Origin of the sequence: Pantoea conspicua (genome assembly GCF_002095315.1) — a bacterium.
In the GTDB taxonomy this organism is placed as follows: domain Bacteria; phylum Pseudomonadota; class Gammaproteobacteria; order Enterobacterales; family Enterobacteriaceae; genus Pantoea; species Pantoea conspicua.
On the sequence record NZ_MLFN01000056.1, the window covers coordinates 1 to 21,339 of the forward strand.

Below are 21,339 nucleotides of genomic sequence, written 5' to 3' on the forward strand. Positions count from 1 at the left end.
GGTAACAACAGCGCCTGCTACTTTTAATAGCGCAACGATAGCTACTGATGCTCCTCGCGTTTCAATTGAAAACAACACAGCGTTACAGGTTCAAAAAGTGCTTTCATCTGTCACGTTCTCGACTCCCACGCCTCAGGAGTCAACTAAGGCTATCCATCTGAATGTGGCTCAGGTCGCCGCACAACGCCCAAATATGCCGATTAATGTCACTATCAATGGCGTACCTCAAACAACTACAGCGGCTGCAATCGCTAAAATTGATCCAACCGTACAAGTCGCTTTAGCTAACCCTGCGACTGTTTCTGCTCAGCCTACTGAAACTATTAATATGAACGTGACTCAGGTAGCTGCAAAACATCCAGATATGCCGATTAATGTCACTATTAATGGTGTAACTCAAACAGCTACAGCAGCTGCAATCGCGAAAGTTGATCCCACTATCCAGGTTGCTGTTGCCTATGTTCCTGCTTTTCAGCGAACAGCCGTTAAAGGTGGCCACGATAGCCATTCTAATCATGGCCCACACGTTCAGGGGGATAACAATGGCAACAGCAATCAACATGCTAACGCTATGGGCGCTCATGGACAGAATGGACAACGTTCAGGCCGATCTGCTGCAGGTAATTTCTGATTAAATCAGACCGCTGTGGTTACTGCTCTCTATAGGGTCGTCAACGATGATTGTGTGTCTGGCGACGTTAGCCTTCTTGTTTACTGTGAGCTGAGAAATGAGAATTAAAAAGAGCAATTCCCCGGTCCTGGATTTTATGGCTCATTGGCTTGTAACGTTAACCCTGTCGTTGCTAATTCAGTTGTTAACTTTTAAGCGTAGATATAACACGCTTTTTATGTGGAACAGTGCCTGGAGAACGATTGGGTAAAGCTACCGCCAGATTGATCGACAGGGAATTTTAACGGAATAGCTTTCGCTGAATGCGGTCTGCCTGGGGTTACTCTCTCTTACCTTGTCAGGGAATGGGTAAGAAAATGAAAATCATTAGTGTGGTAAGGCGGGCTCTGTTGGCTGTGATTGCTTTCTGCGCCTACAGAATCTTCAGCGTGCTGAATAGCGGTATTGCTGCATAAACAGTCAGTCAGCCTTATATGCAGTAGTAAGGAATTAAGGAGGAGGATGATCTCCTGGCCACCTTTCTGCTGTGTATCTTTTACCTTAACGCTGATTACGAATATTCCAGGGATTATCCCAATCATTACGTCAAAGAGGATTCCTGCCTCACAATTTTTTCAAAAAGGAGGAACTAAATTATGGCAGACGGATACAAGCCAGATATCAATATCAAGCGGTTACAGCTTGATATTGACTCTGAACTGCACATGAGGTTTAAGGCCGTGTGCAGTCTGAGGGGGGAAAAGATGAAACCACTGATAGTGGAGTTTATCAGAGAATGGCTGGACAATAATGAACCAGTCTGGATGAAAGGTCAGAAGTAGTAATGCTTTTCTACCGCGTCCCGTCGCTGCTGCAAGCGGGTAGCGCGAAGGCAGCCAGGCACCTGGGCATAAAGCGCTTGCGCCTGTAATCGCTCTGAAGGATGTGAAGCTTTTTTGTAATCAAGGGGGGTAGCGTGGGATGTTAAGGGCAGGGACAAGCCCCTTAAGGCGCGTCGACAGCGAGAAAAGTGTATGAGTACAGAATCAGGAAAAGAAAAAGGGATTATCCCGAAAGGTAACCCCTTGATCTAAAAAACAATATTGGTCGGCACGAGAGGATTTGAACCTCCGACCCCGGACACCCTGAATCAGCACCTATCTTTAGGGATTACGCCGCCATACTAGGTTGTTGCATCTGTTTCTGAAGGGGTAGGGTCTGGAGGCGTTCCTTTTTTAGTAGTCCCTTTTTCTTTAAATGGGTGCTACTCGCTAATTTTTTAAATTTAAAAACATTCCAGATCAATTTCCCTTCACTAGCTTGGGCGTAAAATTCCAGGCGAATAAAGTTTCCATTATGTTTTCATGACAGTACAGTTGCTGTACTGAAGCGGTGATAGGCATACCCCGTACGGCTTTCTTCAGCATTTATCAATGTGGATTAACTAAAAAGGATAGGAAATGAGTGCATTCGTTTTAGTTATAGTTGTGATTGCCGTATGGGTGATTGCAGGTCTGTATAAAGATAAAAAGTTTCTTAATAATCTGGTTAGTGATTTGGATTCAAAGGTTTCTGAACAGGCCAGGGAAATTGAAAATCTTAAATACGAAATTGAGAGATTGAAGAAATGAAATTGAAAACCTTAGCAATCACTTTGTTAGCTGTTATTTCATGTGGTGCAGTTCGTGCAGAAATATATAATTACCGTTGCCAGAATGAACCAACACCGCTTAGCGGCATCTGGACTGAAAGCAAAGCTGTATTAGTTATGGATTTATTAACAGGCACTATGAACAATGCAACAGTTAAGGGTAAAACCCTGCACGGTATGGAGTTCAATAGCCAGATGTTAGGCAATAGTATTAATCCAGATGAAGCACCACCTATTGCCGTATTTGATACGGACGTTTCCGGGGAACAGGAAAAATCTACTCAAATAACTGTATACGGTGCAACAGGTGGAGTTAAACCAGCCGATGTTATTTCAATCAGTAATTCAGATGTAAATGTATCAATTGCTGATAGCGTTAAAAGTGGCGGTTATTACTGGTGTTATCGTGAAGGTAGTCTGAAAGATAAGGCTATGCATGGTCTAACACAGTCTCATAATGAGCGCATTTTGAAAGGTGAATAATTCAAAGTTTTATTTTTTAAATAAATGTCCGGTTACTCTGGCTGCTGTCTTCGCATTGATATACACGATTATCAATTGCTTTAAATTTGGTTATGAAATTTCACGCTATGAAGTATGGGTTAGCAAGTATCAAACTATCTGGTTAATGCTACCGTCTGATTTAAGATTTGGTTGGTAAATAGGGGGGTGACTGGATTGCATTTATTGTATGTGGCGTTTGTGGTTTTGTAATCTTCTATCTTATTAAGGGATGGGTTAGTAAAAAATGAAATTACCAATCTTATTAGCTGTTATTCTAATGGCTGGCTGCACTTCTAACTATGATCAGTTTCAACAAAACACTGACGCTAAAGCTTTGGTACTGGCTGGAGATAAATCTATCGCTAGTGAAAAATTATGCACAACTTCAGGGTATCTGGCGGCGGCTATGCAATCTTCTGAGGCGAAAATCAATAATAGCGTATGGAATAATATGTACTTACGTAAGTTGTCTATTCAAAAGGCGATAAAGCTACGCGTTGATGATGGGACTATAGGACTTAAAGACAGAAGATTAACACCTCCTCAGCTTTGTAAATCACTTTCTGATTCAGGCTTTCAGAAATACGTGGAAGAACGAGCTAAAGAGTCTGCTAGCAGGGTAGACCCTTGGAAAGATATCTAACCATGATAAAGCAAACTGATTTATCAAAGCTGTTAGCTATGGCTCTGGACAGTGACAAGAAATCCCACGGCAAGTTAACAGCTCTGATTGTGCGTAATGATTCCTGCATATGGCAATCCATTAACCTGCTCCCAGCATTAGATACTACGCTCAGTTAGTAGTGTCGGATCCTTCACTATCAGAATTACTCTTTATCCAGCCCGCCGAAAATTCAGACAGTGTCTGATAATTCAGCGTGGAGTGCGGGCAGCACTCGTTATAATCCTGCCGCCAGTCATTAATCGTTTTCCTGGCGTGAAAGATATCGCTGAACCAGAGCTCATTCAGACGTTCATCGCGAAATCGTCCGTTAAAGCTCTCAATAAATCCGTTCTGCGTTGGCTTGCCCGGCTGGATTAAGCGCAACTTAATACCATGTTCAAAGGCCCATTGATCCAGTGCGCAGCAGGTGAACTCCGGTCCCTGGTCAGTTCTTATCGTCGCCGGATAGCCTCGAAACAGTGCAATGCTGTCCAGAATACGCGTGACCTGAACGCCTGAAATCCCGATTGCGATGGTAATTGTCAGACACTCCTTCGTGAAGTCGTCCACATAGGTCAGGCACTTGATCCTGGGACCGGTGGCCAGCGTGTCCATAACGAAATCCATCGACCATGTCAGGTTGGGTGCCGCCGGGCGGAGCAGCGGCAGACGTTCTGTTGCCAACCCTTTACGACGTCGTCTGTGTTTTACGCCCAGCCCGCTCAGATGATAAAGGCGGTACACGCGCTTGTGATTAACATGAAATCCTTCACAGCGCAGTAACTGCCAGATGCGGCGGTAGCCAAAACGCCTGCGCTCCAGTGCCAGCTCAGTGATGCGCCCAAATAAATGCGCATCAGCAGCTGGACGCTGTGCGTCATAGCGGCAGGTGGACAGGGACAAATCTGTGATTCTGCAGGCACGACGTTGCGACAGACCGGTCGTATCACACATCAACACCACGGCTTCCCGCTTCTGGTCTGTCGTCGGCCCAGAGCCACCTGAAGCGCCTCCTTATCCAGCATGGCTTCGGCAAGCAACTTCCTGAGTCTGGCGTTCTCTTCCTCAGGCGACTTCAGGCGCTTAACCTCAGGCACCTCCATACCGCCATACTTCTTACGCCAGGTGTAAAACGTGGCATCAGAAATAGCGTGCTTGCGGCAGAGTTCACGGGCCGAAATCCCGGCTTCGGCTTCGGCCTCGCGGAGAATACTGATGATCTGTTGGTCGGAAAAACGTTTCTTCATGGGGATGTCCTCATGTAGCTTATGAAGACATTACTAACATCGAGGTGTACTAATCAACGGGGAGCAGGCCACCGGTATGTTAAAGTGAGCTATTGATTTAGGGCTTGAGCAGGCTTGCCCTGAGAGGCATAAGGCTATCATAGAGCAATACCTTAACTGGAAATGTCCTTCCTGCGGCTCTGTCTCTCTGGGAGATTCAAAGGATATTCACATTAAATGGAAGTACGTAGTGGATAGCTGGGGAAGGAGGGGAGGATTGATACAGGAATCAAACGGCTAACGTGCAACTATTGTTCTGAGGAAGTTGATTCTTCTGGCATCCCCTATGTTTCATCAGGCGTGTTCCTCTGAGGCAGCTATTTTTCTAAGAAAAAATTAGTGGCAATATCCCCTACGCATATCCTCCCTACCATCCTCATGTAGTCCCAATACTTCCATGTTTCCCCCTCATTAAGCGGCAGTGATGCCTTGTCTATTGGATGCCCCCTTGCCGGGGCACCTGCTTTCTCCTCTGTATATCCGTATATCCATCCCCCCGAAACCCCATAATCTTGAGCATGTTTCATTGCGCTGTTCTCCGGAACATCACAATTTTTGTGAGAAATTTACGAGGTGCAGTTCGTATAATAGCAAGCCCCGGTAGCCCCCCTTGTCACCCCTGTAGCTTCTCTTTCCAGAAAACCAGCCAGCTTCCTTTTGTTCCCTCTCATATAGCATTCCATTCCCTCTGATTCCGTGACATGTGTCTTAGATAGACAGGGGTAGGGACATAACAATCAATCAGTTACCTCTGTACATTCACAATGCGTCATGTGTATTACGTTATAGCGTGCATGAAATGCGTTAAGGAGAGAGGCACGTAGCGCAGCCTGGTAGCAGCGAAGTGAAAGCAACGTTAGTTGCTGGAGCGTAGGAATAGAGCACAGCGATATTCCGTACTATCATGGGAAGGAAAAGGGTAAAGAAGAAGGGGAGAGTGTACACAAAGGGGGATTGCACATGTGCAGAAAAGGCCATAAAGTAAAAGGGCTAACCTTTCGATTAACCCTTTGACCTATTAGAGTAATTTGGTCGGCACGAGAGGATTTGAACCTCCGACCCCGGACACCCCATGACCGTGCGCTACCAGGCTGCGCTACGTGCCGAACACTGGAGGATTAGTCTACTGGTTCCCGCCATGAATGCAAGACGCCAGCCGACTATTTGCCTCATTATTAATCAGTTAGCGATAAATCGTTTCTCTTCCGTTAGCACCTGTAACAGCAATGCCAGCTCCGGTTTATGATCTTTTAACGCCTTGCCCTGCGCATCATAGGCGCGGTAGCTACCATTATTGTTCAACACCAGCGTCACCTGCGGCGTAGTAATCACCAGCTTGTTCTCTTCACTGCTGGCGACCCAGTCGTGGCGACGGCGCGCGGCAAACAGATCTTCACCCTGTGAATAGTTAACCGGATTGGTGCGTACATGCAGCAGACGTTGCATCAGCGTCGCCATTACATCCTGATGATCGGAGAGACGGTCGACGGTTTGCGCTGGGGTATTCGGCCAGTGAATCACCAGCGGCACCTGCAGGGTTTCACGGTTACCGGCGCTATCAGGATTCCCTTCCAGCGCCAGTCCGCGCTGGGCTGTAATCACCACCACGGTATTTTTCAGCAAATCACGCGCCTGCAGCGTGTTAAGCACCGCGTGAATCTGCTCATCAACTGCCGGTGCCTGACGCAGATAGCTGCGCTGGCGTGCTTTCGCGTTGTCACCGGTGACGATCGGGCCATTCAGCGCTACCCATGAGAACCACGGATTGCTGGTGCCGTTCTGTTTGTCCAGCCAGTTCTGCCATTGCGTAACGGTGCTGGCGTTTGGCTGACTGTTGCTGGCAGGCAGTGAGTAATCGGTCAGCAGCGCCTGACGATAAAGCGGAGGATTAAACCCTTCAGACGAGAACAGGCCGAACTGATAGCCCTGGGTGCTGAGCGCCCCGAGTAGCGCGGACGGCGTCCGTGACGCCAGTATCCCGTTCATGTAGCTGGATGAGATGCCGTAGAACAGGCCAAACAGCCCTTTCTCCGGCGTATCACCGGCGCTGTAGTGCTGGGTAAAGCGCACGTTTTCACCGGCAAACTGATTCAGCTGCGGCAGCGCTTTCGCCAGCGTGGCGCTGTTCAGACCATCCACGGTCAGCACCAGCAGGTTATTGCGGGTACCGGCATCACGGAAGGTGATCTCACTCAGCGGATACTCAACCGATAACGCTTCCGGATCGCCTTGCTGCACCAGACGACGCTGATAGGCCTGCGCATCCAGCAAGCCATGACGTTCCAGAAAGCGCCGGGCAGTCATCGGGTAGGAGAGCGGCAGGTTGGCGCGCTGCATGGTAATCGGGCGATAGAAGTTAGCATCGGCCCAGATATACATCAGATGGCTGGCAAAGAAGGCGCTGATAAACAGCGCAGCGACCGGTTTACCAAATGAACGACGATTGAGGCTGCGCAGCTTCTGCCAGCTCCAGGTCGCAAACAGCATCTGTACCAGGAAAATCAGCGGGACGCTGATAAACATCAGCTGCCAGTCACGCGCCATTTCACTCTGATCGGGGTTGATCACCAGCTCCCACACCACCGGGTTCAGGTGCAGGTGGAAGCGGCTGAACACCGCGCTGTCGACCATGATCAGCGTCAGCCCCGCGGTGGCGACTACTGCCGAAATCACCCGCAACAGCCGTTGCGACATCACCACAAAGGTTAGCGGGAAGATAATCAGCAGATAGGCGGCAAAGACGATAAAACTGAAGTGACCTATCCAGCTGCTATAGGCGTAGATACGCCCCGCCAGCGAAGAAGGCCAGTCAGCAACCAACAGGTAGCGACTGCCTAAAATCAGCGCGAAAAGGATGTTAAACAGAGCAAACCAGTGCCCCCAACTGATCATCTGGGAGACTTTTTCGCGGTAGCGCTGCCGGTTGGTTACCATATTATGAGATCAAATCAGCAAATTAATGGGCGTTATCGTCACGTACCGACGCCTGCAGGGCATCAGCGAAAGATCGTGCCAGTGAACGACGTTGCGCAGGGGCGACATCGCTGTTAATTAAATTGGTCACCATATTTCCCAGTACCATCAGGGAGAGATCGGTCGGCGCTTTGTCCTTTTGCAGGATTTGGGCCATTTCCGCGAGGAGTTGTTCCACGCGTTCGTCACTGTAACGGGAAGATTGTGGCATATCGTTATCTAAGCTCATTTCAAAAGGCGATATATTACCGGAACAGCGACCTTTTTTCCGCAATTTTATCGAAAGCGCACTGTTCGCTTTACGCATGGAGTTGAAAGCCGATGCCGGCGGTGTTTGAATACGCGCCTGTGCTAAAAGGAGAGTCTACCATGAGTCTGGATATCGACCAGATTGCCCTGCATCAGTTAATTAAACGCGATGAAAACCAGCTTGAACTGGTGCTACGTGATTCGCTGTTACCGGCCACTAACACGGTTAACGCCATGGTGGAGGAGTTGCACCGGGTTTACAGCGCGAAGAGCAAAGCCTATGGCCTGTTCAATCCTGAGAGTGAACTGGCGGACGCGCTGCGTAATTGTCGTCAGGGCAACGATGATTTTCTCGCTTTTAGCCGCGCGGCCACCGGTCGGCTGCGCGATGAGCTGGCAAAATATCCGTTTGCCGAAGGTGGCGTGGTGCTGTTTGTTCACTATCGCTACCTCGCCGTGGAGTATCTGCTGATTGCGGTGCTCAACAGCCAGTCGAGTATGCGCGTCAATGAACAGATGGACATCAGCAGTACCCACTATCTCGACATTAATCATGCCGACATTGTGGCGCGTATTGATCTGACCGAATGGGAAACCAACCCGGAATCGACCCGTTACCTCACTTTCCTGCGTGGCCGCGTCGGACGTAAAGTGGCTGACTTCTTTATGGATTTCCTCGGGGCGGAAGTGGGATTAGACACCAAAGCGCAGAACCGCGGCCTGTTACAGGCGGTGGATGATTACTGCAGCGAGTCGAATCTTGATAAGCAGGAGCGTCAGAACTACCGTCAACAGGTCTACAGCTACTGCAATGAACAGTTGCAGGCGGGCGAGGAGATTGCGCTGGAAGAGCTGTCGGGTGAACTGCCGCCGCTGGGCGAAAAAACCTTTCAGACATTTACCCAGGAGCAGGGCTACGAACTGGAAGAGAGCTTCCCGGCCGACCGCAGCACCCTGCGACAGTTAACCAAATTTGCCGGCAGCGGCGGGGGGCTGACGCTGAACTTTGATGCGATGTTGCTTGGCGAGCGCATTTTCTGGGACCCGGCCACCGATACCCTGACCATCAAAGGGACGCCGCCGAATCTGCGCGATCAGCTGCAGCGCCGGACCAGCAGCAAATAAAAAAGCCGGGCTGAGCCCGGCTTTAACCGTATCGCACGTGTTCAGTGCGGTAGCGGAAAAATAAAAGGGCCGGTTTCGCAACCGGTCCTTCTACATTCAACTTATCCGGCGATTAAGCGCGAACGAAGTCGATGTGAAACAGTTTTGGCTTGAACGGGTGACGCTGAACAGCCTGAACTTTCACTTTGGTTTCTTTACCGTCAACAGACAGGGTCAGCACTTCGTCGTAGAAACCTGGCTTAGCTTGCAGGTTCATTACGGAGTCGTGATCCAGGTCGATGGCAACAGCCGCTTCAGAACCACCATAGATGATGGCCGGGAAACGGTTTGCTGTACGCAGGCGGCGGCTCGCACCCTTACCCTGCTCTTTACGTTCTACTGCATTGATAGTGAGCATCAATATCTCTCTTTATTTAATTCCTGCTACAGGCGACCCAGTAACAGGCAGGTTATTCAATACCGCTAATGCACATGCAAAAGCGGGCGGCAGTATAGCCGTTATGCCAGGTGGTAGCAAACGATATACCCGCCGGCACCGTCCTTAACGCAGCTCGTTGGCGCGACGGAAGCGGCCCTGATAATCAAACATCTTTTCGCGGATCTGCCAGAACTGGCCTTTGGCCCGCGCGACCACAAAGTCGGGATGACGCAGCAGCGGCTGCAGCGCCAGCACGTCAGCGGCGGTCTGCCAGCCCAGCGGCACACCCGGCGCACGCTGGTGCGGGCGCATAAACAGTTGTTCAAAAGCCTTACGCTGGGCTGGGGTCTGCAGGCGAAAACGTTCGCTGACGCTGGTGCCTTCCTCATCGAAGTAGGTCGCTTTCAGCCATTCACCTTTGGCATCGCGCCCCTGTTCCAGCGTCATGCCGCCGCAACGCAGCACCAGCGCATCTTTTAATTTCAGCGCGGCCTTCAGCATGTCGTCGGGATCGACCAGAATTTTATCGCACTGGTGACAGCGCCGGGCGGCAATATCATTTTCTGCACCGCAGTCGGGGCAGCTTTTGAAGCGGAAGCGGAAGTCGCACTGCTCGCGCTCACCGTCATCATCTTCCAGTACACCCTGGCAGCGGCGGCCAAAATGCTCAATCACCATGCCGTCGGCGGTGGCTTTGCCCCAGAAGGTATTGGCGAAACCGCAGGCGGGACAAAACACCTGCACCGGCTGATTATCACTGGCACCTTTGGGCGCGCCCACTTCCGGCGTAAACAGGTCGTGCGGATTGCCGGCATAATCCAGGATCAGACAGTCCGTTTTGCCCGGCGACAGCCGGAGGCCGCGGCCGACAATCTGCTGATAGAGGCTGACCGATTCTGTCGGGCGCAGAATGGCGATCAGATCAACGTGCGGCGCATCAAAACCGGTAGTCAGTACCGCCACGTTAACCAGGAATTTCAGCTGTTGCGCCTTGAACGCCACAATCAGCGCATCGCGCTCTTTGGCCGGCGTCTCCGCCGATACCAGAGCGCTGTTTGCGGGCAGCAACTGCAGAATTTCACGTGCGTGCTCGACCGTAGAGGCAAAAATCATCACGCCCAGCCGATCTTCGGCGAACTCAACAATCTGACGAATAATGTGCGGCGTCACGCGCTGCTGCTGTTTCAGTTCGCGATTAAGATCGGCTTCGCTGAATAAGCCGTTGGCCTGGGCGGTCAGGCGACTGAAGTCATACTGCACCACCGGCATATCGAGCCGCTCCGGCGGCACCAGAAACTGATGTTTAATCATGTAGCGCAGCGGCAGTTCATAGATACAGTCACGGAATAGCGCTTTTTCATCGCCGCGCACCATACCGTGATAGTGGAACTGGTAAATCCAGCCTTTACCAAGGCGGAACGGGGTGGCGGTCAGGCCAAGCAGCCGCAACTGCGGGTTGTGTTGTCGCAGATGGTTGAAAATCTGCTGATACTGGCTCTCTTTATCATCGCCGATACGGTGGCACTCATCGACAATCACCAGTGAAAAGGCGCTGTCGAACTGGTCCAGGTTGCGCGCCACCGACTGCACGCTGCCAAACACCACTTTACGCTGACTCTCTTTGCGCTGCAGGCCAGCGGCAAAGATATCCGCTTCCAGCCCGTAGGCCTGATATTTGCTGTGGTTCTGCGCCACCAGCTCTTTGACGTGTGCCAGCACCAGCACCCGGCCGCGCGCCAGCCGGGCCAGCTCGGCGATCACCAGGCTTTTTCCGGCACCGGTCGGCAGCACAATAACCGCAGGATGATGATGACGACGGAAATGCGCAACGGTGGCATTGACCGCGTCCTGTTGATAGGGGCGTAAGGTAAAAGACATGGCTATCACTTTTGACAAACTGAGGATAATTATGCCACGAAAGCGCGGTAAACGCGCTGTCAGGCGGGCGCGGATCACGTTATACTTCCCGCACATTTTCAACGGTTAACCAGGCCGTTTCAGGTTCCCTCCGCAGTAACAGGCAAAACGAATTCATGCGACTCGACAAATTCATCTCTCAGCAACTGGAAATCAGCCGTGCCATCGCCCATCGCGAGATCCGTGGCCAGCGTGTCACCGTAAACGGTGAAGTGGTGCGCGATACCGCCTTCAAACTGCTGCCCGACCACCAAGTCGAATATGACGGCAACGTGCTGCAGATGCAGACCGGACCACGCTACTTTATGCTGAACAAGCCGCAGGGTTACGTCTGCTCAACCGACGATCCCGATCATCCGACCATCATCTATTTTATCGAAGAGCCGATGGCATTCAAACTGCACGCTGCCGGTCGTCTCGACATTGACACCACCGGGCTGGTACTGCTGACGGATGATGGTCAGTGGTCACACCGCATTACCTCGCCGCGCCATCACTGCGAGAAAACCTATCGGGTGACGCTGGAGTCGCCGGTCAGCGACGACACCGCCGTGCAGTTTACCGCCGGTGTACAGCTGCACAACGAAAAAAGCCTGACTAAACCGGCGCAGCTGGAGGTGATTACCCCGACGGAAGTGCTGCTGACCCTGAGCGAAGGGCGTTATCACCAGGTCAAACGGATGTTTGCTGCGGTGGGTAATCGGGTGGTGGGTCTGCATCGCGAGCGTATCGGTGATATTTCGCTGGACGCGGATCTGGAACCGGGTGAATACCGGCCATTAACCGCCGAGGAGATCGCCAGCATCGGCGTGCCGAAAGAGCTGCAGACAAAATAACAGAGCAGGCCGGCTGCAAGGCGCAGCGGCCGATCGGTTTTAACCAGCAAGGGCAGGAGAGGTTGTGCGCAAGGAAAAAAATTCGCCGATAGGGTTGGTGGTCATCCTCGGTTTGTTAGCGATGCTGATGCCGTTGTCGATTGACATGTATCTGCCGGCAATGCCGCAAATTGCCCGTGAATTCGGCGTCTCTGCCGGTAGCGTGCAGATGACGCTCAACCTTTATATCCTTGGTTTCGCCATTGGTCAGCTGATTTATGGACCGCTGGCCGACAGCTATGGCCGTAAGCCGGTGATTGCGCTGGGCACCCTGATTTTCGCTGTCGCCGCGGCGGCCTGTGCGCTGTCGCAGAGTATTGATCAGCTGATCGCCATGCGTTTTCTGCATGGATTATCTGCGGCGGCCGCCAGCGTAGTGATCAATGCCCTGATGCGCGACAGTTACTCGAAAGAGGACTTCTCGCGCATGATGTCGTTCGTGATGCTGATCACCACCATTGCGCCACTGCTGGCACCGATCATCGGCGGCTGGCTGCTGCTGATCTGGAACTGGCACGCCATTTTCTGGGCGCTCTCGGCCGCCGCGGTGGTCACCACTGTGCTGGTGACCACGCAGATCCGCGAAACCCTGAAGCCCGAACAGCGACAGCGTTTCCATCTGCGTACCACACTGGGGAACTTTGTTATTCTGTTCCGGCATAAACGCGCTTTCAGCTACATGTTGTCGAGCGGCTTCTCATTTGCCGGGCTGTTTACTTTTCTCAACGCCGGCCCCTTCGTCTACATCGAACTGAATCACGTCTCACCGCAAAATTTTGGCTATTACTTTGGTCTCAACGTGGTGTTTCTTTTCATCTTAACCCTGATCAACAGTCGCGCCGTGCGTCGTTTTGGCCCGGTAGCGATGTTCCGGCTGGGACTGTTAATTCAGTTCTGTATGGGAATCTGGCTGCTGATCGTTAGTGCGCTTGATCTTGGTTTTCTGCCGCTGGTGATGGGTGTGGCGATGTTTATTGGCTGCGTGTCGATGGTCTCATCAAATGCAATGGCGGTGATTCTCGATGAATTTCCGCATATGGCGGGCACCGCCTCTTCACTGGCTGGCACGCTGCGTTTTGGTGTGGGCGCGCTGGTGGGCGCACTGCTGTCGCTGGTCAGCTTTAACAGCGCCTGGCCGATGGTCGGCACCATTGCGCTGTGCGCGACGCTCTCACTGCTGCTGTTTTTCTACGCTTCCCGCCCCCGTACTGCGTCCCGTTAAGCGGGCCAGGCCGACACAGATACACTGTGCGGCCTGACCTGCTACGTCATTTTGTTTCTATAATGTGAAAATATTTAGCTAATAAAGTAACCACATTGCGTCTAAAATGATTGTTAAGTACTGCCGAACGCGGTACATATAGCCTGAATTGCGATACCACTCGCAAAAAAATAAATTCAGCGATCCGCTTTGCTGTGAATTGAGAAGGCGGGCCTTGACGTTCCGACGCCAGCGGTATCTGGCATCGGGTCAGGCGTCACGGGCGTGGATGGCGAAGTAAATTTCTCTTGGGGACATTGATAACTATGCTGCAACTTTCGATTGTGCATCGTTTGCCACAGCGTTTTCGCTGGGCCAGCGATCATCATAGTGCCATCGAAGCAGATGACGGCACGCTGGACGATCAGGATTTTATCGCGCTGCGATTAATCAGCCACGATGGTATACCGGCGTGGGAGATCCTGCAGCAGCTCAAAGAAGTGCTGGCTGACATTCAGGTCGATTGTAAAGTTGCCGAGTGTGAAGGGCAGCCTTGTCTGTTTATCCAGCGCCGCGACGAGAGCGCCACCAACTGCTGCCTGAAAAATCAGGGCGTGGCGATTGCCGAAACCTTTATCGCGGGTTAAGTTGCGCTGAGCGCAGCAGCTCACGCGTATATTCCGCAACCGGCGACGCAAACAGCGTCTCACATTCCCCCTGTTCCACAACCTCCCCCTGACGCAGCACAATAAGCTGATGGCACAGCGCGCGCACCACCTCAAGATCGTGACTGATAAACAGATAGCTCAGCTGACGCTGATGCTGCAACCGACGTAACAGCGTCAGAATCTGTTTCTGTACCGTGCGATCCAGTGACGAGGTGGGTTCATCCAGCACCAGCATCTCCGGTTCGAGGATCAGCGCCCGCGCAATCGCGATACGTTGCCGCTGACCACCGGAAAATTCAGCCGGGTAGCGATGGCGGCTCTCAGCCTCCAGCCCGACCTCTGCCATCACGACCTTAACCCGCTGCTCCTGCTGCTGCGCGCTAAGCCCGGGCTGATGCACCGCCAGCCCTTCGGCAATAATTTGCTGAACCGTCATCCGTGGATTAAGCGAAGAGTTTGGGTCCTGAAACACCACCTGAACCCGCCGGCGCAGTGGCAGCAGCTGCCGCCGTGACAGCTGATGCAGTGGCTGGCCGTCAAACCAGACCTCGCCACCGGCCTCAATCAGCCGCAGCAGCGCCAGCCCGGTGGTGCTTTTTCCTGAGCCGGATTCGCCTACCAGCCCGAGACTTTCGCCACGCCGCAGAGTAAAACTCAGCGCAGAGAGTGCCCGTTTTTCGCCCACCTGGCGGCGGAACAAGCCGCGTCGCAGCGGGAAGCTGACCTGAAGTTGATTGACCCGCAGAATCTCCGGCGCGTCGGCGGGCAGCGGCAGCGGTTTTCCTTCCGGCTCGGCCGCCAGCAGTTGCTGAGTATAAGGATGCTGCGGCTGGCTCAGCAGTGTCTGACAGCGGTTCTGCTCGACCACCTTTCCCTGGCGCATCACGCTGACGGTATCGGCCAGCTGACGCACAATATTCAGGTTATGGGTGATAAACAGCATCCCCATATTGAATTCACGTTGCAGCTCGCGCAGCAGCCGCAGAATCTGTGCCTGTACCGTCACATCCAGCGCGGTGGTCGGTTCGTCAGCAATCAGCAAGGCGGGCCGGGTCAGCAACGCCATGGCGATCATGACCCGCTGACGCTCGCCACCGGAAAGCTGATGCGGGAAATCGTGCAGCCGGGTGGCCGGCTGGCGAATCCCGACCCGCTCCAGCACGCCGAGAATTTCACCGCGCGCCGCCGCAGGTCCATCCCGCGATGCAGCGACAGCACTTCATACAGCTGCTTCTCGACGTTATGCAACGGGTTCAGCGACACCATCGGCTCCTGAAAGATCATCGCGATCTGGTCGCCGCGAATGCCGCGCAGCCGTTGCTCGCTGGCTCGCAACAGATCTTCACCGTTAAACAGAATCTCACCGCCCGGATACGCGACCGTCGAGGGATGCAGCAGCTGCATCACCGACAGGGCGGTGACGCTTTTGCCAGAACCGGACTCGCCGACCAGCGCCAGAGTTTCGCCGGCTTCGACGCATAATGAAACCTCATCAACCACCCGAAGCAGCCGCTCGCCCTGACGAAAGGCGACAGAAAGATGGTTGATAGCAAGCAGTGGCGCAGCCATTCAGACTCCTTTTCCCGGATCGAAGGCGTCACGTACCGCTTCGCCGATAAAAATCAGTAGCGATAACAGAATCGCCAGTGAGAAAAAGCCCGCCAGGCCCAGCCACGGTGCCTGCAGATTATTTTTACCCTGCAACAGCAGTTCTCCCAGCGACGGCGAACCCAGCGGTAAACCGAACCCGAGGAAATCAAGCGAGGTCAGCGTGGTAATCGATCCACACAGGATAAAGGGCAGGAAGGTCAGGGTGGCCACCATCGCATTTGGCAGCATGTGGCGCAGCATAATCCGGCTGTCACTGACTCCTAGCGCCTGTGCCGCACGAATGTAGTCGAAGTTTCGGGTGCGCAGAAACTCGGCCCGTACCACGCTGACCAGGCTCATCCAGCCAAAGGTCACCGTCACCAGCAGCAGCCACCAGAAACCGGGCTGAATCACGCTGGAGAGCAAAATCAGCAGAAACAGCGAGGGCATACCGGACCAGACTTCGATCAGCCGTTGTCCGATCAGATCCACTCTGCCGCCGAAATAGCCCTGTACCGCGCCGACCACCATGCCGATCACGCTGGAAAATAGCGTCAGCAGCAGGCCAAACAGTAATGAAATACGCGTGCCGTACAGCAGACGCGCCATCACGTCACCGCCGGTTGCGTCGGTACCGAGCCAGTTCTGCGCCGACGGCGGGGAGGGAAAAGGCACCTGCGTGGCAAAATTGATGGTGCTGTCGCTGAAGCGGATCGGCGCCCAAATCGCCCAGCCCTGCTGATCGATGCGCTGCCGCAGCCAGGGGTCCTGATAGTCAGCGGTGGTTGGCAGCACCCCACCGTAATCAGTCTCGCTGTAATCAAACAGCAACGGGAAATACCAGCGCTGCTGGTAATGCACCAGCAGCGGCTTATCATTGGCAATCAGTTCGGCGCCCAGCGACAGCAGGAAAACCACCAGGAAGATCCACAGCGACCAGTAGCCGCGTCGGTTATGACGAAAGCGCTGCCAGCGCTGCTGATTCAGGGGAGACAAGCGCATCAGCGGCCCTCGAAATCAATGCGGGGATCGACCAGCGTATAAGTTAAGTCACTGAGAATATTCATCAGCAGGCCGATCAGGGTAAAAATATAGAGCGTGCCAAACATCACCGGATAGTCGCGCTGCAGCGTGGCATCGTAGCCCAGCAATCCCAGTCCGTTAAGTGAAAATATCACTTCAATCAGTACCGAACTGGTGAAGAACATACTGATAAAGGTGGCCGGAAAGCTGGCGATCACCAGCAGCATCGCATTGCGAAACACATGATGGTAGAGAATACGACGCTCCGGCACGCCTTTGGCGCGGGCGGTGACCACGTAGAGTTTACGGATCTCATCCAGAAAGGCATTTTTCGTCAGCATGGTCAGAGTGGCAAAGCCGCCAATCACCGTGGCCAGTACCGGTAGCGCGATATGCCAGAAGTAATCGAGCACCTGGCCGTACCAGGGCAGGCTGTCGTGTTGCGGTGAGGTCAGGCCGCGCAGCGGAAACCAGTCAAGATAGCTACCGCCGGCAAACAGCACGATCAGCATGATGCCGAACAGAAAAGCCGGAATCGAGTAGCCAATAATAATGAAGGTACTGCTCCAGATATCAAAGGCGCTGCCATTGCGCACCGCTTTGCGAATGCCCAGCGGAATCGACACCAGGTAGATAATCAGCGTGCTCCACAGGCCGAGACTGATCGATACCGGCAAACTCTCCTTAACCAGCTGAAGCACCGAGGCGCTGCGAAACAGGCTGTCACCGAAATCAAAACGGGCATAGTTCCACAGCATCTCGCCATAGCGCTGCCAGATGGGCTTATCAAAGCCGTAACGCTGCTTAATCTCGGCAATCACCTCCGGATCCAGCCCGCGCGCGCCGCGATACTGATTATCACCCGGGTTAAGTGCATTCAGGCTGGCGCGGGATCCCGCGCTGTCGGCACCGCTGCCCGCCAGACCTGTAGTCTGACCAAACTGGATATTGGCCAGCGCCTGATCCACCGGACCGCCCGGTGCAATCTGCACAATAAAAAAGTTAAGGGTGATGATCGCCCACAGGGTGGGAATAATCAGCAACAGCCTGCGCAGAAAGTAAGTTGCCAACGGTCCACTCCTTAGCGTTTGCTGGCCGGCAGCCGGGCAGCTTTGTTCACGTCATACCACCAGTTTTCCAGCCCGAGGCTGTAAGCCGGTTTGCGGGCCGGATGGGAAAACTTATCCCAGTACGCCAGCCGTTGCTCTGCGTTGTACCACATCGGAATCATATAGGCATTCCACAGCAGAATACGATCCAGCGTTTGTGCCAGCGGCCGAAGGGCAGGGAGGTCGCCCTGATGCGCCACGATCTGTTTCACGAAATGATCGACGATGGGATCTTTAACCCGTGCAGTATTCCAGGATGAAGCGATATAGTCCGACTGCCAGTAAACCTGCAGGCTGGAGGAGGGGATCGGCATCGCGCCATAAACGGTGGCGATCATCTCATAGTCGCCTTCGCGCAGCCGCCGCAGATACTGTGAACTGTCCACCTGACGCAGATTGAGAGTGATGCCGAGCCGCGACAGATTGTGCTGCAGCGGTAGCGCCCATTCGGTATTGGTCCCGCTGCGCAACAGCAGTTCAACGTTAAATGGCTGACCGGTTTTCGCGTTCACCAGCCGGCGATCTTTAATTTGCCAGCCCGCCTGTTTCAGCAAGGCAAATGCCTGTAACAGACTGGCGCGATCGTACCCGCTGCCGTCAGTAACGGGCGGATGATAAGGCTGCGTGAACAGTTCAGGCGGCAACTGCGCGCGCCAGGGTGCCAGTAATGCCTGCTGCTGCGCGTCGGGTAAACCGCTGGCCGCAAAATCGGTATTCTGGAAATAGCTGCTGGCACGCTGATAAGCGCCATAAAACAGCGCCTTGTTCATCCACTCAAAATCAAACGCCAGCGTCAGCGCCTGACGCACCCGGCGATCGTGGAACAACGGTATTTCATTGTTAAACGCCAGCCAGCGGGTATCAATAGCGGCTTCGTTTGGCTCTGTCTCTTTCAGAATACTGTGATCGTCGAAATGGCGGCCGCGATACTGCGTGGCCCATTTTTTGGCTGAAGACTCTTCCCGAAAATCGAATGCGCCCGCTTTAAAGGCTTCAAACGCCACATTGTCATCCAGATAGTAGTCGTAGCGGATGCGATCGAAATTAAAGCGCCCGCGGTTAACCGGTAGATCGGCAGCCCAGTAATCTTTTACCCGGCTGTATTCAATAAACTGGCCCAGCTTCCACTGGCTGATGCGATAGGGGCCGCTCGACAGCGGCGGTGAACTCAGCGGCTGGTTAAACTTTTTGTCGCGCCAGAATTTTTCCGCCAGCACCGGCAGCGTAAGTAATCCCAGCATCCGATCTTTGTCCGGCGGCTGCCCGGCATCAATCCGTACCGTCAGGCGATCCAGCGCCTTAACCGTGACGCCGCGATAGGCAACGCGAAACTGCGGCACCCCTTCGGTCATAAATTTGGTAAAGGAAAACGCCACGTCCCCGGCGGTGATGGGCGTGCCATCCTGAAAGCGGGCATGGGGGTTCAGGCGGATTTCGATCCATGTAAAGTCACTGGCGTAGCGGGCGGAGAGGGCAATCAGCGGATAGTAGCTGCCGGGTTCATCATCCGACGCGGTATAAAGACCGTCATATAAGGTGTCCGTATTGACGCCGGGATTGCCGCGCGAGGCGTAGCGGTTGAAGTTGTCGTAAGTGCCGACCACTGCCATGGTGATGCTGCCACCTTTAGGGGCATTGGGATTGGCGTAGTCATAATGGCTGAAGTCGGGCGGGTATTTTGCTTCGCCAGCCTGCGTGAAGGCGAAACTTTCTTTGATGCTGGCAGCCAGTAACGGGCTGCTGAGCAGACCACACAGCAATAATAATCCAGCACGAAGCAGCACCACGGTTACGCTCTCCTGTGATTTTTCAATTCAGGCATTATGACGCTGGAAATAGTCTATCAGCGTTTCAGGCCGCAGCGGGCGACTAAAAATGTAACCCTGAAGATGGGTGACACCGCGATTGATCAGCCAGGCGGCCTGTTCGCCGGTCTCAACGCCCTCCGCCACGCTTTTCAGATTGAGCTTTTTCGCCAGCTGTAACACCGTATCCAGCACCGGAGAGGTCAGGGTATCGGTGCCGATACTCTGAACGAAACCGCGATCGATTTTCAGGTAATCGAAGGCGTATTTTTCCAGATAGATCAGCGCGCTGTGTCCGGTGCCGAAGTCATCAATCGCAATATTGATCTTTTGCTGATGCAGCCAGTCAAACAGTTCGCCGACATTTTCATCGCGCACCATGGCTCGCTCAGTGATTTCAAATACGTAGCTAAAATGCGCGGCGGGCATGGTGTCGAGCCAGCGCAGCACATCCTGGCGGAAACCGCTGTCAGCCAGGTGCAGCGGGGAGATATTCAGACTGAGGCTGGCGTGACGGGGAAGGGTATGACAAAGCAGTTGGGCATCGCGGGCGACCAGCTGAAACAGGTGCCGGGTCAGCGGAATAATCAGGTTTTGCGCCTCGGCGTAACCGATAAACACATCCGGTGGGATCGGCCCCTCGACAGGATGCGTCCAGCGTAGTAGCGCTTCCATACCGTAGGGCTGACCGTCGTGAGAGGTCACCAGCGGCTGATATTCGATATGAAACTCGCCGCGCTTCATGCCCTGAATCAGATCTTTTCCTGGCCGCTGACAGACCGACAGCAGCAGCCAGCAACCGCCGGTGACCAGCACAGAGAGCAGCAGGCTGCTTAGCAGAATATTTTGATAATCGCTGAGCGCCAGCGTAGTGCCATATAACACAAATTGCAGCGGGTAACCCGGCAGGGACTGCTGCAACAGCGGCGGGGGCAGCTGAGTGTTATCGATCACGCCTGGCTGCCAGCTGGTTAACGCGCTGCGCTGCGACACCAGCGCCATGCCAGCGATCTCCGGCCGCCATGACGGCAGCAGTTGATAAGGCGCAAGGGTAATATTGAGGGTGGCAAAGACACCAGACTGCGCGCTGCCAGGGTTCCTGATCCACAATGCCAGCGCCGGTTTATTCGGTTGCAACGGAGTACCACCCATCAGTTGCAGATCAATATCGCGCGTTGTATCACTCATTGGCGCTATTACGTTGAGCGGCAGGTTAAAGCTGCCGGTGGCCGACGAGCAAAAGGCGTTGCCGTCATTAACCAGCAGAATCGCGCGAAGATTTCCGGCAAAGGCGGCGCGTGAGGTCAGTTCGCGATTGATGGTCTGGCAGGGGGTCTGGGTAAAGGGAAGCAGAGGACTGAGCGTGTTATTAATCAGCGAGGAGAGCGTTTGCTGCAGTACCGTTCGGCTATTTTCTAATAACTGCTGATGTTGTTGCTCGCGCTTGTGCCAGAGATGGTTAAGCGACAGTGCGGTAAATAATAAAAAGAACAGGCAGCCGACCATCGCGCTGCTCCATGCGATTCGACGAGGATAGGTTGCATGGCGCATCAGCGCCCCCGACAGTGGCATGAGGTGCTTCCTCTGATAAAATTATTATTATGTTATTGCGCACGACTGCTTCGGTGTAAGCGCCTGAGAATATAACGGGAGGGCGGGGAATGTCTCGTT

17 protein-coding genes, 1 tRNA gene and 2 pseudogenes are annotated in these 21,339 nt (G+C 53.5%); 9 read left to right on the plus strand and 11 right to left on the minus strand.

The window, feature by feature from the left end:
• From HA41_RS21025 to HA41_RS16365, 5 genes are all read left to right on the plus strand, one after another.
• Window positions 1–631: hypothetical protein (locus HA41_RS21025; protein WP_158086626.1), on the plus strand; the 631-nt coding region annotated here is incomplete at its 5' end.
• A 635-nt stretch (window positions 632–1,266) separates the two neighbouring features.
• On the plus strand, window positions 1,267–1,452 hold the full coding sequence (locus HA41_RS21730) for a plasmid partition protein ParG (RefSeq protein WP_094121654.1): 186 nt from the start codon (window positions 1,267–1,269) through the stop codon (window positions 1,450–1,452).
• A gap of 618 nt (window positions 1,453–2,070) precedes the next feature.
• Complete coding sequence (locus HA41_RS21030; RefSeq protein WP_158086627.1) at window positions 2,071–2,241, plus strand: hypothetical protein; 171 nt, start codon at window positions 2,071–2,073, stop codon at window positions 2,239–2,241.
• Entirely contained in the window at window positions 2,238–2,744 is a 507-nt protein-coding gene (locus tag HA41_RS20795) for a hypothetical protein (RefSeq protein WP_143807349.1), read from the plus strand. The genes HA41_RS21030 and HA41_RS20795 overlap by 4 nt, the downstream gene beginning before the upstream one ends.
• Window positions 2,745–3,009: 265 nt before the next feature.
• A complete protein-coding gene (locus HA41_RS16365) occupies window positions 3,010–3,408 on the plus strand; it encodes a hypothetical protein (RefSeq protein WP_094121655.1) in 399 nt (132 codons plus the stop codon).
• Window positions 3,409–3,558: 150 nt separating this feature from the next.
• Here HA41_RS16365 and HA41_RS16370 read toward each other — a convergent pair.
• The 4 genes and pseudogenes from HA41_RS16370 to HA41_RS16395 all read right to left on the minus strand — a co-directional run bounded on the left by HA41_RS16370 (window position 3,559) and on the right by HA41_RS16395 (window position 7,899).
• Window positions 3,559–4,676, minus strand: a pseudogene (locus HA41_RS16370) (IS3 family transposase).
• Window positions 4,677–5,744: 1,068 nt separating this feature from the next.
• Window positions 5,745–5,821, minus strand: a tRNA-Pro gene (locus HA41_RS16385).
• Between the two features lie 73 nt (window positions 5,822–5,894).
• Complete coding sequence (yejM, locus tag HA41_RS16390) at window positions 5,895–7,649, minus strand: LPS biosynthesis-modulating metalloenzyme YejM (RefSeq protein WP_094121659.1); 1,755 nt, start codon at window positions 7,647–7,649, stop codon at window positions 5,895–5,897.
• 22 nt (window positions 7,650–7,671) lie between these two features.
• A complete protein-coding gene (locus HA41_RS16395; protein ID WP_009089108.1) occupies window positions 7,672–7,899 on the minus strand; it encodes a YejL family protein in 228 nt (75 codons plus the stop codon).
• 158 nt (window positions 7,900–8,057) lie between these two features.
• Here HA41_RS16395 and yejK point away from each other — a divergent pair, with 158 nt between their 5' ends.
• Window positions 8,058–9,062: a nucleoid-associated protein YejK gene (gene yejK / locus HA41_RS16400; protein WP_094121660.1), complete on the plus strand. Its 1,005-nt coding sequence runs from the start codon at window positions 8,058–8,060 to the stop codon at window positions 9,060–9,062.
• A gap of 112 nt (window positions 9,063–9,174) precedes the next feature.
• Here yejK and rplY read toward each other — a convergent pair whose 3' ends face one another.
• Together rplY and radD are read right to left on the minus strand one after the other, a co-directional pair.
• Window positions 9,175–9,459, minus strand: coding sequence for a 50S ribosomal protein L25 (gene rplY / locus HA41_RS16405; protein ID WP_013358540.1), 285 nt, complete (start codon window positions 9,457–9,459; stop codon window positions 9,175–9,177).
• A gap of 144 nt (window positions 9,460–9,603) precedes the next feature.
• A complete protein-coding gene (gene radD / locus HA41_RS16410) occupies window positions 9,604–11,358 on the minus strand; it encodes a DNA repair helicase RadD (protein ID WP_094121673.1) in 1,755 nt (584 codons plus the stop codon).
• 155 nt (window positions 11,359–11,513) lie between these two features.
• Between radD and rsuA the strand changes: the two genes are divergently transcribed.
• The 3 genes from rsuA (at window position 11,514) to HA41_RS16425 (ending at window position 14,120) form a co-directional block, all read left to right on the plus strand.
• Window positions 11,514–12,233 carry a 16S rRNA pseudouridine(516) synthase RsuA gene (gene rsuA / locus HA41_RS16415; RefSeq protein ID WP_094121661.1) on the plus strand — a complete coding sequence of 240 codons (720 nt, stop codon included), beginning with the start codon at window positions 11,514–11,516 and terminating at the stop codon, window positions 12,231–12,233.
• A 64-nt stretch (window positions 12,234–12,297) separates the two neighbouring features.
• Window positions 12,298–13,494 carry a Bcr/CflA family multidrug efflux MFS transporter gene (locus HA41_RS16420; protein WP_094121662.1) on the plus strand — a complete coding sequence of 399 codons (1,197 nt, stop codon included), beginning with the start codon at window positions 12,298–12,300 and terminating at the stop codon, window positions 13,492–13,494.
• Between the two features lie 305 nt (window positions 13,495–13,799).
• The gene (locus tag HA41_RS16425) at window positions 13,800–14,120 is read left to right on the plus strand and encodes a YejG family protein (RefSeq protein WP_094121663.1); all 321 of its coding nucleotides are present in this window, start codon (window positions 13,800–13,802) and stop codon (window positions 14,118–14,120) included.
• Here HA41_RS16425 and yejF read toward each other — a convergent pair.
• From yejF to HA41_RS16450, 5 genes and pseudogenes are all read right to left on the minus strand, one after another.
• Window positions 14,107–15,710, minus strand: a pseudogene (gene yejF, locus HA41_RS16430) (microcin C ABC transporter ATP-binding protein YejF). The gene HA41_RS16425 and the pseudogene yejF overlap by 14 nt on opposite strands.
• Window positions 15,711–16,733: an ABC transporter permease gene (locus HA41_RS16435; RefSeq protein WP_094121664.1), complete on the minus strand. Its 1,023-nt coding sequence runs from the start codon at window positions 16,731–16,733 to the stop codon at window positions 15,711–15,713.
• Complete coding sequence (locus HA41_RS16440; protein ID WP_094121665.1) at window positions 16,733–17,824, minus strand: microcin C ABC transporter permease YejB; 1,092 nt, start codon at window positions 17,822–17,824, stop codon at window positions 16,733–16,735. Before HA41_RS16440 ends, HA41_RS16435 begins: the two co-directional genes overlap by 1 nt.
• An 11-nt stretch (window positions 17,825–17,835) precedes the next feature.
• Entirely contained in the window at window positions 17,836–19,647 is a 1,812-nt protein-coding gene (locus HA41_RS16445; RefSeq protein WP_094121674.1) for an extracellular solute-binding protein, read from the minus strand.
• Window positions 19,648–19,677: 30 nt separating this feature from the next.
• On the minus strand, window positions 19,678–21,240 hold the full coding sequence (locus tag HA41_RS16450; protein ID WP_094121666.1) for a cyclic di-GMP phosphodiesterase: 1,563 nt from the start codon (window positions 21,238–21,240) through the stop codon (window positions 19,678–19,680).
• Window positions 21,241–21,339 lie beyond the last annotated feature (99 nt).

Excerpts from the sequence above, each read along its gene's own strand:
- rsuA (WP_094121661.1), top strand. The coding sequence starts at position 11,514 with ATGCGACTCGACAAATTCATCTCTCAGCAACTGGAAATCAGCCGTGCC.
- HA41_RS16425 (WP_094121663.1), top strand. The coding sequence starts at position 13,800 with ATGCTGCAACTTTCGATTGTGCATCGTTTGCCACAGCGTTTTCGCTGG.
- yejM (WP_094121659.1), bottom strand. The coding sequence starts at position 7,649 with ATGGTAACCAACCGGCAGCGCTACCGCGAAAAAGTCTCCCAGATGATC.
- radD (WP_094121673.1), bottom strand. The coding sequence starts at position 11,358 with ATGTCTTTTACCTTACGCCCCTATCAACAGGACGCGGTCAATGCCACC.
- HA41_RS16395 (WP_009089108.1), bottom strand. The coding sequence starts at position 7,899 with ATGCCACAATCTTCCCGTTACAGTGACGAACGCGTGGAACAACTCCTC.
- HA41_RS21030 (WP_158086627.1), top strand. The coding sequence starts at position 2,071 with ATGAGTGCATTCGTTTTAGTTATAGTTGTGATTGCCGTATGGGTGATT.
- HA41_RS16435 (WP_094121664.1), bottom strand. The coding sequence starts at position 16,733 with ATGCGCTTGTCTCCCCTGAATCAGCAGCGCTGGCAGCGCTTTCGTCAT.
- HA41_RS16365 (WP_094121655.1), top strand. The coding sequence starts at position 3,010 with ATGAAATTACCAATCTTATTAGCTGTTATTCTAATGGCTGGCTGCACT.
- rplY (WP_013358540.1), bottom strand. The coding sequence starts at position 9,459 with ATGCTCACTATCAATGCAGTAGAACGTAAAGAGCAGGGTAAGGGTGCG.
- HA41_RS20795 (WP_143807349.1), top strand. The coding sequence starts at position 2,238 with ATGAAATTGAAAACCTTAGCAATCACTTTGTTAGCTGTTATTTCATGT.
- HA41_RS16450 (WP_094121666.1), bottom strand. The coding sequence starts at position 21,240 with ATGCCACTGTCGGGGGCGCTGATGCGCCATGCAACCTATCCTCGTCGA.
- HA41_RS21730 (WP_094121654.1), top strand. The coding sequence starts at position 1,267 with ATGGCAGACGGATACAAGCCAGATATCAATATCAAGCGGTTACAGCTT.
- yejK (WP_094121660.1), top strand. The coding sequence starts at position 8,058 with ATGAGTCTGGATATCGACCAGATTGCCCTGCATCAGTTAATTAAACGC.